Annotated in this window: 14 protein-coding genes; 2 read left to right on the top strand and 12 right to left on the bottom strand. The window is 68.5% G+C overall.

Annotated features, from left to right (window positions below; all coding sequences use genetic code 11):
* Positions 1 to 146: 146 nt before the first annotated feature.
* From fbaA to QC765_RS07265, 3 genes are all read right to left on the bottom strand, one after another.
* Positions 147 to 1,181 carry a class II fructose-bisphosphate aldolase gene (gene fbaA / locus QC765_RS07275; RefSeq protein WP_278313770.1) on the bottom strand — a complete coding sequence of 345 codons (1,035 nt, stop codon included), beginning with the start codon at positions 1,179 to 1,181 and terminating at the stop codon, positions 147 to 149.
* A 114-nt stretch (positions 1,182 to 1,295) separates the two neighbouring features.
* Complete coding sequence (locus QC765_RS07270) at positions 1,296 to 2,393, bottom strand: glycoside hydrolase family 76 protein (RefSeq protein WP_278313769.1); 1,098 nt, start codon at positions 2,391 to 2,393, stop codon at positions 1,296 to 1,298.
* Between the two features lie 43 nt (positions 2,394 to 2,436).
* Positions 2,437 to 3,111: a TrmH family RNA methyltransferase gene (locus tag QC765_RS07265; RefSeq protein ID WP_278313849.1), complete on the bottom strand. Its 675-nt coding sequence runs from the start codon at positions 3,109 to 3,111 to the stop codon at positions 2,437 to 2,439.
* Between the two features lie 252 nt (positions 3,112 to 3,363).
* Here QC765_RS07265 and QC765_RS07260 point away from each other — a divergent pair, with 252 nt between their 5' ends.
* Positions 3,364 to 3,843: an alpha-isopropylmalate synthase regulatory domain-containing protein gene (locus QC765_RS07260; protein WP_278313768.1), complete on the top strand. Its 480-nt coding sequence runs from the start codon at positions 3,364 to 3,366 to the stop codon at positions 3,841 to 3,843.
* A 32-nt stretch (positions 3,844 to 3,875) separates the two neighbouring features.
* Here the strand turns inward: QC765_RS07260 and QC765_RS07255 are convergent, their stop codons facing one another.
* Together QC765_RS07255 and QC765_RS07250 are read right to left on the bottom strand one after the other, a co-directional pair.
* Entirely contained in the window at positions 3,876 to 5,288 is a 1,413-nt protein-coding gene (locus QC765_RS07255; RefSeq protein WP_278313767.1) for an HAD-IB family hydrolase, read from the bottom strand.
* A gap of 1 nt (position 5,289) precedes the next feature.
* The gene (locus QC765_RS07250) at positions 5,290 to 7,674 is read right to left on the bottom strand and encodes a glycerol-3-phosphate 1-O-acyltransferase (RefSeq protein ID WP_373876702.1); all 2,385 of its coding nucleotides are present in this window, start codon (positions 7,672 to 7,674) and stop codon (positions 5,290 to 5,292) included.
* Between the two features lie 46 nt (positions 7,675 to 7,720).
* On the opposite strand from QC765_RS07250, the gene QC765_RS07245 reads away from it, so the two are divergent.
* Positions 7,721 to 9,016 carry a YibE/F family protein gene (locus QC765_RS07245; protein ID WP_278313765.1) on the top strand — a complete coding sequence of 432 codons (1,296 nt, stop codon included), beginning with the start codon at positions 7,721 to 7,723 and terminating at the stop codon, positions 9,014 to 9,016.
* 141 nt (positions 9,017 to 9,157) lie between these two features.
* On the opposite strand, the gene QC765_RS07240 is transcribed toward QC765_RS07245, so the two are convergent.
* The 7 genes from QC765_RS07240 to QC765_RS07210 all read right to left on the bottom strand — a co-directional run bounded on the left by QC765_RS07240 (position 9,158) and on the right by QC765_RS07210 (position 14,510).
* On the bottom strand, positions 9,158 to 9,754 hold the full coding sequence (locus tag QC765_RS07240; RefSeq protein WP_278313764.1) for a vitamin K epoxide reductase family protein: 597 nt from the start codon (positions 9,752 to 9,754) through the stop codon (positions 9,158 to 9,160).
* The gene (locus QC765_RS07235; RefSeq protein WP_278313763.1) at positions 9,738 to 10,478 is read right to left on the bottom strand and encodes a DsbA family protein; all 741 of its coding nucleotides are present in this window, start codon (positions 10,476 to 10,478) and stop codon (positions 9,738 to 9,740) included. The genes QC765_RS07240 and QC765_RS07235 overlap by 17 nt, the downstream gene beginning before the upstream one ends.
* Before the next feature lie 55 nt (positions 10,479 to 10,533).
* A complete protein-coding gene (locus tag QC765_RS07230; protein WP_278313762.1) occupies positions 10,534 to 11,754 on the bottom strand; it encodes a Dyp-type peroxidase in 1,221 nt (406 codons plus the stop codon).
* Positions 11,744 to 12,325, bottom strand: a complete 582-nt coding sequence (locus QC765_RS07225) for a copper chaperone PCu(A)C (RefSeq protein WP_278313761.1) — start codon at positions 12,323 to 12,325, stop codon at positions 11,744 to 11,746. The genes QC765_RS07230 and QC765_RS07225 overlap by 11 nt, the downstream gene beginning before the upstream one ends.
* 189 nt (positions 12,326 to 12,514) lie before the next feature.
* Complete coding sequence (locus tag QC765_RS07220; protein WP_278313760.1) at positions 12,515 to 13,090, bottom strand: hypothetical protein; 576 nt, start codon at positions 13,088 to 13,090, stop codon at positions 12,515 to 12,517.
* Between the two features lie 59 nt (positions 13,091 to 13,149).
* Positions 13,150 to 13,674 (bottom strand): MarR family winged helix-turn-helix transcriptional regulator, encoded by a 525-nt coding sequence (locus QC765_RS07215; protein ID WP_278313759.1) that lies wholly within the window; start codon positions 13,672 to 13,674, stop codon positions 13,150 to 13,152.
* Between the two features lie 5 nt (positions 13,675 to 13,679).
* Complete coding sequence (locus QC765_RS07210) at positions 13,680 to 14,510, bottom strand: crotonase/enoyl-CoA hydratase family protein (RefSeq protein ID WP_278313758.1); 831 nt, start codon at positions 14,508 to 14,510, stop codon at positions 13,680 to 13,682.
* Position 14,511 lies beyond the last annotated feature (1 nt).

Genomic DNA, 14,511 nt, shown 5'->3' with positions numbered 1-14,511 from the left:
GCAGCGGCGCGGCCTCGCGGCTGCTCACACGGCTGCGCGGCCGCTCCGGCGGAAAAAGCACGGGAAACTGCTAAACGCGATAGAAGCCGACCAGGGATTCCTGCAGCTTCTATCGCGTTTGCGGCTCAAGGCGGCCCAGCAAAGCCTTACGCGCTGATGGACTTGCCGATCGAATGCAGGTCGGTGCAGGACTCGACGATGCGCTGCGCCATGGCTGCCTCGGCCTGCTTGAGGTAGCTGCGGGGATCGTAGACCTTCTTGTTGCCGACCTCGCCGTCGATCTTGAGGACGCCGTCGTAGTTCTTGAAGAAGTGGTCAGCAACGGGCCGGGTGAAGGCGTACTGGGTGTCGGTGTCGACGTTCATCTTGACGACGCCGTAGTTGAGGGAGTCCTCGATCTCGGACTTGAGCGATCCGGAGCCGCCGTGGAAGACGAGGTCGAAGGGCTTGGCGTCGCCGGCGAGCCCGAGCTTGCGGGCGGCGACCTCCTGGCCTTCCTTGAGGACCTCGGGGCGCAGCTTGACGTTGCCGGGCTTGTACACGCCGTGCACGTTGCCAAAGGTCGCGGCGAGCATGTAGCGGCCCTTCTCGCCACCACCGAGCGCGTCGATGGTCATCTCGAAGTCCGCCGCGGAGGTGTAGAGCTTGTCATTGATCTCGTTCTCCACGCCGTCCTCCTCGCCGCCGACGACGCCGATCTCCACCTCGAGGATGATCTGGGCGGCCTTGGACAGCTCGAGCAGTTCCTGCGCGATCCGGAGGTTCTCCTCGATGGGGATCGCCGAGCCGTCCCACATGTGCGAGTGGAACAAGGGGGCGCGGCCCGCGTTGACGCGCTCCTGGGATATAGCGAGAAGCGGCCGGACGAAGCCGTCGAGCTTGTCCTTGGGGCAGTGGTCGGTGTGCAGCGCGATGGTGACGTCGTGCTTGGCGGCGACGATGTGCGCGAACTCGGCGAGCGCGGTCGCTCCAGTGACCATGTCCTTGACGGTCTGGCCAGAGGCGAACTCGGATCCTCCGGTGGAGAACTGGATGATGCCGTCGCTACCGGCCTCGGCGAAGCCCCTGATGGCCGCATTGATCGTCTCCGACGAGGTGCAGTTGATCGCGGGGAACGCGTAGGCGCCAGCCTTCGCGCGGTCGAGCATTTCGGCATATGCCTCGGGGGTGGCGATTGGCATCAGGGCCCTCCAAATCAGGTTCGATCGCGGACAGTCGCTATTATCGCGCGCTTCCAGTATGTCAACTAGCGCCGGTGCGGTCGCGCGCGCCACGACCATCCTGGCCGTGTGCGGCTATTCGCATGCGGCGGCCGCCTCGAGCAGCATCCATCCGGCTAGCTGCACGGAGAGATCCCGCTCGGGCACGGCGGACGCGCGCACCGCCCCGTTGCGCTTCTTCGAGGGCGTGCTGCGCGCGTCGGGGAAGGTGGCGGGCACGGCCCAGTTCGCGCCGAACAGGGGACCTGCGGGCGCGTCGAGGTGATTGCGCCAGGCCGCCTCGGCGGAGCGCAGCACGATGCCGCGGGCGAGGCGCCGGGCCTGCTGGTTGGCCTCGCTGGTCAACGGCAGCCGAGTGGCGACAAAAGCCAGGTAGCGGGCGAGGATTCCCGGGAAGAGGCCCCCATCTCCACCGCCGGAGGTCTTGATCACGCCGCGCGGCGCGAGATGCTGCGAAACGGCCGAGACGAGCTCGCGGACGCGTTCGGCATGCCGGGGATCGCCGGCCCGCAGGGCGAGCTCCGTCTCGGCGCCAAGGACGACGCCCTGGCAGTAGGTGTAGATATTGGTGAGGAAGCGGCCGTCGCCACGCACGCCGTCGTAGATGAGGCCGCGCTCGGGGTCGCGGAGCCTGGCATGGACCCAGTCCAAGGTCTCCTCCGCCCGGTTGATCTTGCCGAGGCGCGCGAGCAAGATCGCGGCGGGACCGTTGGCCGGGGTATTGAAGAAGTCGTCCTTCTTGCGCCAGGGAATGCCACCGCCGGACTCGTGATCCCAGGCTTCGTACAACTCCTCGGCGAGAGTGTCGATCGCGGCGGTCTCGCGCGAGACGCCATCGAGCCGCCCCGCTCGCTCCAGCGCGAGGCCGAGCCAGGCCATGTCGTCGTAGTAGTCATTGGTCCAGCGGCCGGCATTGCGGATCCGGTGCGTGCGGCACAGCGCCCGGATGTGTCGCCGCCGGTCCGGCGTGGGGGCGCGCATCGCGGCATCGACCATGCAATCGAGCAGATGGGCCTGCCACCAGTAGTGCCAGCGCACGAACATGCGATCACGCATGGTGGGGGGCCAGGAGATGACGCCCAGCGCGGTCCCGGGCAGCAGCCAGAGCGGCTGGAGGTGCCGCCCCATGATGGCGTTCTCCGCCTGGTCCGCGCGCCGTGCCCACATGCCCATGACTCCTATCCTGCCCCGTACCCGCGCGGGGCGCGACGCGAAATCACCAGGATGCGTCGAGATCAGCGTGCTGGCGGACCCAGGCGTGCATGGCGATCCCTGCCGCGACCCCGGCGTTGATGCTGCGTGTGGAGCCGAACTGCGCGATGGAGACCGTCATCGACGCGGTCGCACGGGCTTCCTCGCTGACGCCCGGCCCTTCCTGGCCGAAGAGAAGCAGGCAATGACGAGGCAGCCGGGCCGTCTCGAGCGGCACCGACCCGGGCGTGTTGTCCACCGCGACGACGGTCAATCCGGCCCGCTCGGCGTAGTTGATGACGTCCTGCACGGTGGCGTGGTGGTGGATGTGCTGGTAGCGGTCGGTGACCATGGCTCCCCGCCGGTTCCAGCGACGACGGCCCACGATGTGCACGGCCGCGGCAGCGAACGCGTTGGCAGTGCGCACGACGGTGCCGATATTGGAGTCGTTGGCGAAGTTCTCGATGGCGACATGCAGCGAATGCCGGCGTGCATCGATGTCCGCGATGATCGCCTCGCGGCGCCAATAGCGGTAGGCATCGACGACATTGCGGGTGTCGCCCTCGCGGAGCAGGTCCGGATCAAAGTGGTCGCCGGTGGGCAGCGGCAGGCCATGGGTGGTGGCCCACGGACCGACCCCTACCTGTGCGCCCCATTCCGTGGGCCCCGGCGCATGCTCGCTGGAATCACTGCTGGTCATAGGCGGATCGGAGACGAGCGGATCGGGCGCATCCTGGCCGGTTTTCACGTGCTCACCGTGCCAAGTTTGCCCGTCGTTGGCAATCCGGCAAGCCGGTATTGGTTGTCACACCCGGTCCACGCGGGTAGATTTGATCACTATGAGGCGGGGGCGCGCAGTAAGCAGCCGCAGCGAGGCCTAGTACTGGACAGGCACCTCGCTGCGGGGTGTCGTCGCGCCAGTCCGTTTCGCCTCGTCCTAGAAAGCCTTCTGATGAATCTCATGCATCGCGACTCCGCGGGAACATCTTCCCATGCCGCTCAGCTGGATCCTTTCGAGCATCGCTTTGGCGTGTCGCTCCCGGCAGGCCTGCGCGGCGAGGCGGGATCGATGTCCTGGGACATGTTCGACCAGATCTACTCGCCCCGCAGCGGGCATTTCCGGCTCGATCATTTCAACCTCCACCAGATCGGCTCCGGAAAGACGGTCTTCGAGGCAACGATCCGCAAGGACGGCGAGTCGCACACCATGACCGCGATGTCCTCCGGCCCGATCGGCGCTCTCACCGGCATGCTGTATGACCTCGGATGCAATATCGAGATCCACGGCCTCCACCAGCGCCCCATCGGGGACCGCACCGCCACGTTCCTCCTCGCCGAGCGCGACGAGCTTCAGGCCTGGGGGATGGCCATCGCCGCGGATCCGGTCGAGTCGTCCCTGCGCGCGGTCATTGCCGCCGCGAACCGCCTGTAGGAACCAGGCGGCCGGTCCTGCTGGCGGGAATACTAGTGCGGCCAGTTCTCCAGGTAGCGGGCATACATCCCCCGCACCTCGGCGATGCGGTCGCTGAATTCCTCGGGCTTCCAGCCGGACACGTCGATGGGCTTCTCGACGATCACGTCCACGGTCCCGCTGCGCAGCACCCGGCCGTGCTTCCACATGAGTTCCCCGGCATTGCGGATGATGACCGGCACGATCGGCACCTCGGCCTGCTGGGCGATATGGAACGCGCCCTTCTTGAACGCACCCACTCCAGGGGTCAGCGATCGGGTGCCCTCGGGCGCGATCACCACTGACAGCCCGCCGCGCAGTGTGTCCGCCACCGGTCGCAGGGCATCCCGCGCGCTCGCCGAATCAGCCCTATCAACGAAGACGGCGTCCGCGATGCGCAGCACTCCCCCGAACAGCTTGCTCGTGGCCATCTCCTTCTTGGTGATGCCCGTGAAGCCGCCGCGCAGCACCTTGCTGAGGATCAGCACGTCCGCCTGGCTCTGATGATTGAAGATGAACACCGCCGGCCGGTGCGACCACACGTTGTCCACGCCCGTGAGATTCACGTGCACGCCCCCGATGCGCAGGGCCACGTCCGCGCTGTTGCCGATGGCCGTATCCACGCCCAGCCGATGATCGCGCTTGATCGCGCCCTTGGCGAGCCCCGCGCCGACCGCGCCAAAGAAGCCGCCATAGCCCACCAGGGTGCGACCCACCTGCAACGGGCCGGCCGATCCACGGGGCGCGAACCGCAGCACCGGCCAGTCCTGCTGGCCCGCGATGCCAGCGAGGGCCCGATCAGGGTTGACCGCCACCGGATTGCCTACCGCGGAGAGCACCTCGATGTCCTCGCTGCCATGCGAGTACCCGTAGCTCGCCGCGGGATCAATGCCTTCCCGCTCCGCGAAGTCCCGCACCGCTCGTGCCTTGGCGCGCCGCCACAGCACCGGTCCGTCCACCAGCCCGGTGAGCACCCCGTCGCGCTTCTCCAGCTCCGTGGCCAGCACGAACTGCGCGCCCAGCGCCGCAGCGGCAGCATCAGCGATGAATCGCGGCCCCGAGGTCACGATCACCACCGTGTGCCCCTTGTCGCGATGCGCCTGGATGAGCTGCCATGCCTCGGGGAACAGCCGTCCCGCCACGTGCCTCTCGAACAGGCGCCCTGCCACGCGCGCGATGTCCTCCTCGGACTTGCCGCGCCAGCTCGGATAGACGTTGGTGACCATGTCCTCGACGAACTGCGGCGCCTTGGAGGCACGCAGGGTCTTCATCAGGTCCAGGGAGACGTCGCGATCCTGGTCGTCATCGGTGTTCGTCTTGACCTGCATGGGGCGCAGTGGCGAGTAGCCCTGCAGGATGGTGCCCGTGAAGTCGAGGAATGCACCGATCTGCGCGCCGCCGGGCCCTGATCGGACCTGATCACTCATCTCACGAATATCCACCGGGCAAAGCCTTTCTATTGGACGGATCCAGCGCCTCCGCGAGCCGGATGCGTGTGACCGCTGTGGCCAGCGTGCCAGCTAGCTCGGCGCGGCGCACCCCGACGTCGGCATCCTCTGCCTGGGAGATCAGCCCGAGGTTGGTCGCGAGCTTCAGCGCGGTAGCGAACAGCTCCGTCGATACCGATTCGGGGCCATGCAAGCGGCCCTGCAGCATCATTTGCTGCCCGACCCGCACGCACTCGTCGACGAACGCGTCACGATCATCCAGGCCCGGCGCCGAGCGGGCCGCCAGGCGCTCGGCCACCACGAGCTGCGCGTCGAAGAACGAACGCAGCACGCGGTGCGCCATGATGAAGCCCGTCCCCTCCAGCGCTGCCGCAAGCTCATCGACGGCGGGCTGCCGCTCGTTCCACCGCGGATCGATCAAGGTGATCTCCTCGCGCAGCTCGACCTCGAAGGTGTCACGGTCCGGGAAGAAGAACTCGAACTTCAGCAGGTTGCGCAGGACGTTGGCGTACTTCCAGCCCTGCCGGATCGGATCGACGAAGCCTGCCTCCGCTGCGTCGAGGATCGCGAGCTCCACGATGGCTCGGTTGACGAACCAATGGATGCCGCTGTTGCGGTAGAACGCGGCGACGAGATGCTGCCCCGGCTCGATCGAGTACACCGGCTCCTCGCCGTCGGCATAGGTCGTGACCACCCCGGCCGTGGTGAGATCCGCGAGCACCGCGCGCAGCCCGGACGTGGAACGCAGCAGCGCCACGTTGCCCGTCGGCACACCACGCTGCTCGATATAGCGCAGGACCGGGCCGATCGCCGCCGTGATCTCGCCCACCGTGAGCGACCGATCCCGCACCCCGAGCAGGGCTAGCGTCACCAGCGCGTTCGCCGTGATCGGGGTGACGCGGTTGATGCCCACCGCTACCTCGAACGCCAGCTTCTGCAGCGCTCCACGCTGCCGGGATGCCAGATCCCCACCGTCGGCCGCATCGTTCTCGCTATCGGTCGCGCCCAGGGGATCGCCCGCCGCCTCGAGCCGCTCCTTCATCGATAGCGGCTCCCCCAGCCGGATATAGACATTGCCGGCAAGCAGGCGCTGCGCCTTCGCGTACTTCGCCAGCCAGGCCAGGCCCTCCGCCTTCTTCTTTCCGCCGCGCTGCTCCTCGGCGATCGCTTCGAGCTCATGGAGCCGCTCGTAGGCGATCGATACCGGCACGATCATCACGTCGGGGACGCGGCGCGCGCGCAATGCCTCCGCGACGTAGTTCAGCAGCCCGTAGCGCGGTGCGCGCAGCTTCCCGGTGCGCGAGCGGCCACCCTCGAAGTACCACTCGAGGTTGAATCGCTTGGCCAGCAAGTACGCGAAGTACTCCTCCACGCAGGCCTTGTAGATCTCGTCGTCGCCGAAGCTGCGCCGGATGAACACCGTCCCCGCGCGCCGGGCGAGCGGCCCCACCGGCCAGAAGGCCAGGTTCGCCCCGCCCATGATGTGATTGCGCGGAAAATCATTGCGCGCCAGGAAGTCATTGAACACCAGGGCATCGGCGTAGGACCGATGCGACGGAAGGAAGACGATCGGGAAGCGCCGGTTGAGCGCGCGCAGCCCATCGAGCTGGCCCGCCCCCGCGTGCACCGACCAGGCCGACGAATGCAAGGGACGCATCGTCTGCGCGAACAAGTCCGTCGCCACCTTGCTCTGCACGGCCACGAGCTCCTTCAAGCAGGAGCGCGCGCGGCGCACCGCCTCGGCCTGCTCGATGTCGTTGTCACGCGCGAGGTCCCGCAGGCGGGCCCGGAAACCCACCGAGTCCATGATCTGCTCGACGACCAGCCGCGGCACCTTGTACCGGTCACCGGTGACCGTCCGCTCCGCCCGCTCCAGCGCCACCACCGCGGAGCGATGGATGTAGCGCGCCAGCGAATCAGGGCTCGAATCGCCCACCTCGCGGCGATGCCGCTGCCGCAGCGCGCTCAACCGTGCCGGAGCACCCACGACCACCTGGGCCCGCTCTGGCGAATCCCGCACGATCCGCCGCTGCGCCAGCGCATTGGGGTTGCGCGGATTGTTCAGCGTCAGCACATCCGCCCAGCGGGCGCTGCGATTGCCATCCCGCTCGGGCGGCAGCCACGTCACCCGCACTGGAACCACCAGCGGATCATCAGCCCGGCCCGACAGCGCGCCCGCGATGCGCATCGAATCGAGCAGCAGCCGGGACGGCCGCTCCCCCGCCCCCGTCGCGAAGTCATCGGCATGTCCCGCGTCGAGCCACTCCGCGATGAGATCCCGCTCCACCTTCGTGCGGGCATCAGCGAGGAACACCACAGGTCCGGACGATTCTTGCCCCGCTGCCGCTTCATCCACGGCTTTCATTGTGCTTAATCCGTGCCGCCGCCGTGGGCGAACTAGGGTGACAACCGTGAACAGCAGCAACCAGCCACGCGGGAGCAAGAAGGGCACCGACCCGTTCGCCGGTGCCACCGGCCACGGCCATTCGCACGGGCACGATGGCAGCCCCCCGCCGCTCGGCCCGCTCGCCGCGCGCATCGTTGTCGCCACGCTCATCGTGCTCGGCATGCTGACCGTGATCGGCGCCGCCATCCTGTGGCCCGGGCAGCAGAAGTTCGAGGTGCCACTGCCGCTGCAGAGCGCCGCCGGCGGAGCGGTGAGCACCGAGGCCGGCACCGTCCTCGACACCACCACCGGGGCCTGCGGATCACCCTCGGCGGGCATGGTGTTCAGCGGCGATCCCATCCCACCGACCAACGAGTCCTACCAGTGCTCCCGCAGCATCGTGCGCATCGACTCCGGGCCCAACGAGGGCAATAACACGCTCCTCGAGCTCGCGCCGGGACCAGGGCAGCCCGATCTCGCAGCGGGCGAGGAGATCCGCCTCGAACGAGGCATCGATGTCACCGAGACAACGCGCTACAACTTCTATGACTACGAGCGAGGCCTGCCCCTCGGCCTGTTCGCCGCCGCGTTCGCCCTCACCGTCATCGCCGTGGCCCGCTGGCGCGGCCTGCGCGCGCTGCTCGGCATCGCCGTCGCGTTCGTCATCCTGGTGTACTTCATGCTGCCCGCGTTGCTCGACGGCAAGCCCGCCGTTCCCGTCGCCATCGTCGGCGGCGCGCTGATCCTCTACGCCGCCCTCTACCTCGCCCACGGGGTGAACCTGCGCACCAGCTCGGCGCTGCTCGGGACGCTCGCCTCGCTGCTGATCGCGGCATTCCTGTCCTGGCTCGTCATCGAGACAGCCAGCCTCACGGGCCTCTCCGAGGAGGACAACACCAACATCCAGGTGTATCTCGGGCAGATCAGCATCAGTGGTCTGCTGCTCGCGGGATTCATCATCGGCTCGCTCGGCGTGCTCAACGACGTCACGATCACCCAGGCCGCGACCGCGTTCGAGCTCGCCCGGCTCGAACCGACCGCCACCCGCGCGCAAGTGTTCACCGGCACCATGCGGGTGGGCCGCGACCACATCGCCTCCACCGTTTACACGCTCGTGCTCGCCTACGCCGGCAGCGCGCTGCCGCTCCTGCTGCTGTTCTCCGTCGCGGGCCGCTCCCTCTCGGATGTGGTCACCGGCGAGATCGTGGCGATCGAGCTCTCGCGCTCCTTCGTCGGCGGTATCGCTCTAGCCCTTTCAGTCCCGCTGACCAGCGCGATCGCGGTGCTGCTCGCCCGGCCGCCGGGATACGCCGCGGAGTAGCGCGCGGTGGCTGGTTGGGGTGCCTCCGCGCCCTCCAGCGGCAAAAACACGGGAAACCGCCAAACGCGATAGAAACCGCCTGGGGATTCCCGCGGCTTCTATCGCGTTTGCGGCGGCGACCGGGCCGCTCGCCCCCACCACCTACAGCAGCGTCGACCAGTAGTACCAGAACCGCTCAGCGATGAGCGCTAGCACGATGACGTACCAGATCACCAGGATGTGCCAGCGCCACGGCGCCACCGCCGCGGCCAGCCTGCCTGGTGGCCAGGCCTTGCCCACCGCGATGATCGTGAGCGGCAGCTGCACCGCCCACACCACCATGCAATACGGGCACAACGCGTTGATGCTGTAGAGGCTCTGGTAGATCAGCCAGTGCACGAACACGAGGCCGAGCACGCAGCCGATCGCGAGACCCGACCAGTACCAGCGTGGCAAGGCTGCACCGGTGAGGACGACCACCGCAGTGGTGACCACGACGGTGAATGCCACGACCCCGATGAAGGGGTTCGGGAACCCCAGCACCTGCGCTTGCTCGGTCGTCATGACGGACCCGCACGACAGCACCGGGTTGAGGCTGCAGGAGGGGATGTAGTCGGGATCGGCGAGCAGCATCACCCGCTCGACGGCGAGCACGAATGCGGCCGCGAGACCGAGCAGCCCCAGGACGAGCAGCGCCCTTCCCGTTGCCGCCCGGGTCTCGCGGGGATCCTTGCGAGGAATGTCAGCCGCGGGCAGCATCCACGGCCTCGCGCAAGCCCTCGGGGGTGAGGTTCTCCGCCGGTTCCCCGTTGATCATCACGGTCGGGGTGCCTTGAACGCCTGCAGCGAGAGCATCGTCAGTGGCCTGGAGCGCATAGCCCTGGTAGGTAGCGTCCGCGATGCATTGCTGCAGCTCGGGCGAGTCCGCGCCCGCTGAAGCGGCCATGTCGGCGATCTCGTCGTTGGGCAGGCCCGCTCCGCCTTCCGCCGGCTGCTGGGCGTACATCTCGAGCTGCCAGTCGAGCCACTGGTCGCTGCCGTGCTCGGCGACACAGAACGCGGCCGAGGCGGCACGGCTCGAGTAAGCCGTGGAGGAGAGCCGGTCAAGGATGGCGATCGGGTGGTAGACCACCCTCGCCTCGCCGGAGGAAGCGAGATCGCGCAGGGTCTCGCCGGAGAGGTCCTCGAACTGCTTGCAGACCGGGCACAGGAAGTCCTCGTAGACCGCGACGGTGACCTCGGCGTCCTCGGGGCCGAACGCGATCCCGGCGTCGTCGGTGATCGCCGTGCCCGAGGGCTCCACGACCTCGGTGTTGATGGTCGCCTCGGTGCTGTCGTCAGTGCGCTGCGAGATGATGAAGATCACCGCGCCCACGACGACAACAATGATCAGGGCAGTGATCGCGGTGCGCCGGAGCATCGCGCGCCGCTGGTCGCGCGCCTTCTGCTGGGTGATCAGCCCACGGGATGGACGGTTGCTCATGATTCTCCTTCTCTCCGGCTCGCGCCGTGTCGGGCAAGGGGTTGGTGGCTGGTCATCAGGCTCCCTCGAGCAGTGGACGGCCGATGTAGTCGCCGGGCTCGCATCCGGGCGGGATGGCGAACACGGCCGACCCGACCGGGGTGGTCCATTCGTTGAGCACATCGAACTCGGCGATGCGCCGCTGCACGGGCAGGAACTGCTTCACGATGTCTGCTTGGAAGGTAGCGAAGATCAACCCGCTGTTGCTTGTCCTGCCTGGTTCGGGCGGGTCGTCGTAGTTGTAGCCGCGGCGCAGGAACACCTCCTCGGGCGCCTGGGCACGGGCCCGCGCGATGTGCGAGGACGGCGGAATGATCGGGATCCCGAACTGGTCCGTCGCCCCGAAGTCGGGCGGATCGTGCTCCCGCGTGCCGGTGAGCGGCGCCCCGGAGCCGAGGGTGCGGCCGATCGAGAGCTCCCGGTCGCGCCGTCCGAGCTCGTCCCAGGTGTCGAGATCCATGGCGATGCGCCGCACCACCATCGACGTGCCGCCGCGCAGCCACGGATAGGCCGGATCGTCGTGCCAGAGCACCTGCTCGAAGCCTGGCTCGCGTGGCTTCGGGTTGTTGGTGCCATCGACCTGGCCCATGAGGTTGCGCATCGTGTGCCCCTCGGCGTGGGAGCCGCGTGCGTCGCGGAACCCGCGCTGCGTCCAGCGAACCGTCGCCAGTGATCGGACGCTGCGGGCAAGGATGCGGACCGCGTGCGCCACCGCGAGCGGATCGTCGCTGCACACCTGGAGAAGCAGGTCTCCGTCGCTGTAGCGCGGGTCGAGCTCGTCGATGGGGAACGGTGGCAGCGGGGCGATCGACGGTGGCCGCTGGTCCGCGACCCCCGCCACGTCGAAGACCGCGGGCCCGAGCCCGATCGTGATGGTCAAGCGCGATGGCGCCTCAGCGAGCTCGGGCTCCGAGTCCGCTAGCCCCGGTCGGCCTCCGGCGAGCCGGGCCGCATCCTGGGTCCATGCCTTGAGCAGCCCGATGATCGAGCTTCGGTCCAGTCCGGGCTGGAGGTCGAATGCCACAAACGTGGCGTGGGCCTGTGGCGGCGTGGTGATGCCGGCCTGGTGGGCGCCATAAAACGGCACCATCTGCTGCCCCGCCGGCAGCGCGCTCGCGGCAGACGGGTCCACCAGTGAGCGGCCGCCCCAGCCGAGCCCCGCGGCTCCCGCCGCCACCGCGCTCGAGCCGAGCAGGCGGCGGCGGGAGATGCCTGATGCGCGGGCCTCAGTACTCATCGTCCATCTCGCCCATGTCGTGCTGCATGCCCGAGCGCTCATCCGTGTCGGATCGCTCGCCCTCCATGCCCGGCATGTAGTCCTCGGCGCCGCCCGCGAAATCCCGCCCGGTGAAGGCGACCTCCTGGCTTGTGCCATCGGCGAAGCGCAGCGTGATGGGAACATCCTCGCCGGGATCGATGGAATCGAGCAGCCCCATCAGCATGATGTGGTCCGCGCCGGGCTCGAGGCGATAGCTGGCACCCGGATCGATCACGAGGCCGCCGTCCTTCTCGCGCATCACCGGCGCGCCATCGAGGGTGACGACCTCATGGATCTCTGTAGACCCGCTCGCGCCCGACTGGACGCTGGCGAGCCTGGCCTTCTGGTCACTGGTGTTGGTGAGCTGCGCGAACGCAGGCACCATGCCGCTCTCGGCGGTGCGCACCCAGGCGTCGGTGACCGTCACCGTGCTGGCTTGGTCGCTTGCCGGAGCCGCTCCGGGCGAGGGATCATTCGAGCAACCCGCGGCCAGCACAATTCCGGCGACGGGCAGGATCGCAAGCATGCGGAATGCACGCGTGGTCTTCATGGGAACACTCCAGGTTCTCGACGGCTCCGCGCGCCCTGACGCCGGCCCGCTGTGCCAGCTCGGGCGCTGTGCCAGCTCGGGCGCAGGGCCACCAGGATCGCCGGGGCACGGAGCACGATGGGATGGCCGCGCGTCGCCATCCGTTGCGCCGCGCGGAACGGGAACCGCCCGGAAGGAACGGTCCCTCTGCTACTGGAATGCCCCCACTGGAGGGCCGCGCGACGACAGACCTGCGGTGATCAGCCGGGGACACAGGCGCGGCGGATCCTGCGCCACGGCACCGGCCACCTCGGGCACCGCTACCGGCGTGGTGAGCGCGAGGAGCGCGATCACCTGGGCGACAAGACCGGAGAGGCACGCGCAGCCACGCTCGCCAGATTGGATCAGCATGGCCGCGACCACGATCGCTACCGCGTGGGCAAGCACCATCGGCAGTGACTCGCCGTGCGCTGCCAGCGAGCCCGCTGCGAGATTCTGGTGATGCGCGGCCCCGTGCTGATCGAGAACCGCGGAGAGCACCGCGTGGGAAGCGACCTGGCCGACAGCGAGGATCGGCAGCAAGGAACGATATGCGGTCCGGGCGGCTGGCGTGGTTCGCATGCCCGTTGCCGCGCCGCCCGTTGCCGCGCCCACGAGCAGCAGGATCACCAGGCCCGACCCTGTCGGGAACCCTCCCCCGGCCGCACCGTGCGCAGCAATGGCCACCGCGATCGTGACCGCGCCGACAGCAACACCACGGAGGCGGTGCAGCATGATCGTCGGCATGCCTCCACGATAGCTGGGAGAGGCCGGTTCCTGCCCGCCTCGGTCCCGCTGGCTCGGCCCTAGGGCGAGCCTTCGCCGGGCTGATCCTCCCCGGGCGCGTCCGCGAGCGCGGTCAGCAGTGGAATGAGCTCGCGCACCAGGTCGCGCGAATGATCATCGAGCGTGTCAAGGCGCCGGGACAGGGCCGAGGCGCGGCTCTCGGCCACCGCGCGCACCGCAGCGAGACCCAGCTTGGTGATCGTGACCAGCGTGGCGCGCCGATCAGCTTCATCGGGAACCCGATCGACGAGGCCCGAGTCCTGCAAGCCGTTGACAACCGTGGTCGCGGTGGGCTGCGAGCACGGCACATACGCGGCGATCTCGCCGATCCGAGCAGAACCGACGTCCTTGAGATAGGTGAGCACCACGAGCTGCGTCGACGAGTAGCCCCGGTTGGAGGAGGCGCGGCGCAGGCTGCGGACGAGCCGGTGCACGGCGATCACCAGCTCGAGCGCATCGCTGGCCGCGTCACCGCCTGCTGCCCGCGCCTGGTCGCCGCTGGCAGTTGCACCGAGGCCCTCCGTTTCCAGAGCTTCGCTGGTCACGGCGGTCAGTAGAGCTTCCGCGGCCGGTACTCGGGCTGCTGTCCCTTCATGCGTGCCTTGCGCGCGATCTTGCTGTTCTCGCCGGTGAGCAGTCGCAGCTGGGTGCGGCGCTCGGCGGCGAAGGCACGCTCCGGCGAGCCGGACCAGGCAGCATTGAAGATCTTCTTGGCGCCCGCGACGGCATCCGGTGATTGCTGCACCAGGACGTCCACGAGCTGCTGGGCGGCCGCGGCGGGTTCTTCATGTACCTCGGTGACCAGGCCCAGATCGCCTGCTTCCGCGCCGGAGAGCGTCTTTCCGGTCATCGTGAGCAGCTTGGCGACATCGATGCCGACGAGCTCGCGCAGTGTCGCCGTGCCGGTCATGTCGGGGATGATGCCCCACTTCGCCTCGAGGACGGACAGCTCGGCATCGGGCGCGGCGAAGCGGAAGTCGGCAGCGAGCGCGAGCTGCAGGCCACCGCCGTAGCAATGGCCGTGGATCGCGGCGATCACTGGCACGGGCAGCTCCCGCCATGCCCAGCAGGCCCGCTGGAACATGTTGGTCCCCCGGCCCGGCAGCGGCACGAACGACGGCACCGGCACGAAGTACTTGGCGATGCGCTTGGGCTCCTTGGTCGCGGACGGGAAGTCCAGTCCGGCGCAGAAGGAGCCGCCCTCGCCGCTGAGGATCACCGCGCGCACGGAGCGGTCCTTCTTGATCTTGCCGGCAACCTCGACGAGCTCGGCGAGCATGTCGAGGGTAAGGCCATTGAGCTTGTCGGGACGGGCCAGCGCGACGTGCGCCACCGGGCCCTCGATGCGGTACGTGATGCTGGTCTGCGCCATTTTGCCCATG

It is taken from the genome of Hoyosella levis (assembly GCF_026008515.1).
Taxonomy (GTDB): domain Bacteria; phylum Actinomycetota; class Actinomycetes; order Mycobacteriales; family Mycobacteriaceae; genus Lolliginicoccus; species Lolliginicoccus levis.
Note: the sequence above shows the minus strand (reverse complement) of the source record. Positions and strands in the feature narration are given on the sequence as shown.

What these genes read in the sequence shown, in the direction of transcription:
- QC765_RS07265 (WP_278313849.1), bottom strand. Translation starts at nt 3,111, where the DNA reads ATGACCAGCAGTGATTCCAGCGAGCATGCGCCGGGGCCCACGGAATGG.
- QC765_RS07225 (WP_278313761.1), bottom strand. Translation starts at nt 12,325, where the DNA reads ATGAAGACCACGCGTGCATTCCGCATGCTTGCGATCCTGCCCGTCGCC.
- QC765_RS07210 (WP_278313758.1), bottom strand. Translation starts at nt 14,510, where the DNA reads ATGGGCAAAATGGCGCAGACCAGCATCACGTACCGCATCGAGGGCCCG.
- QC765_RS07220 (WP_278313760.1), bottom strand. Translation starts at nt 13,090, where the DNA reads ATGCCGACGATCATGCTGCACCGCCTCCGTGGTGTTGCTGTCGGCGCG.
- QC765_RS07235 (WP_278313763.1), bottom strand. Translation starts at nt 10,478, where the DNA reads ATGAGCAACCGTCCATCCCGTGGGCTGATCACCCAGCAGAAGGCGCGC.
- QC765_RS07230 (WP_278313762.1), bottom strand. Translation starts at nt 11,754, where the DNA reads ATGAGTACTGAGGCCCGCGCATCAGGCATCTCCCGCCGCCGCCTGCTC.
- QC765_RS07270 (WP_278313769.1), bottom strand. Translation starts at nt 2,393, where the DNA reads ATGGGCATGTGGGCACGGCGCGCGGACCAGGCGGAGAACGCCATCATG.
- fbaA (WP_278313770.1), bottom strand. Translation starts at nt 1,181, where the DNA reads ATGCCAATCGCCACCCCCGAGGCATATGCCGAAATGCTCGACCGCGCG.
- QC765_RS07255 (WP_278313767.1), bottom strand. Translation starts at nt 5,288, where the DNA reads ATGAGTGATCAGGTCCGATCAGGGCCCGGCGGCGCGCAGATCGGTGCA.
- QC765_RS07240 (WP_278313764.1), bottom strand. Translation starts at nt 9,754, where the DNA reads ATGCTGCCCGCGGCTGACATTCCTCGCAAGGATCCCCGCGAGACCCGG.
- QC765_RS07260 (WP_278313768.1), top strand. Translation starts at nt 3,364, where the DNA reads ATGAATCTCATGCATCGCGACTCCGCGGGAACATCTTCCCATGCCGCT.
- QC765_RS07250 (WP_373876702.1), bottom strand. Translation starts at nt 7,674, where the DNA reads ATGAAAGCCGTGGATGAAGCGGCAGCGGGGCAAGAATCGTCCGGACCT.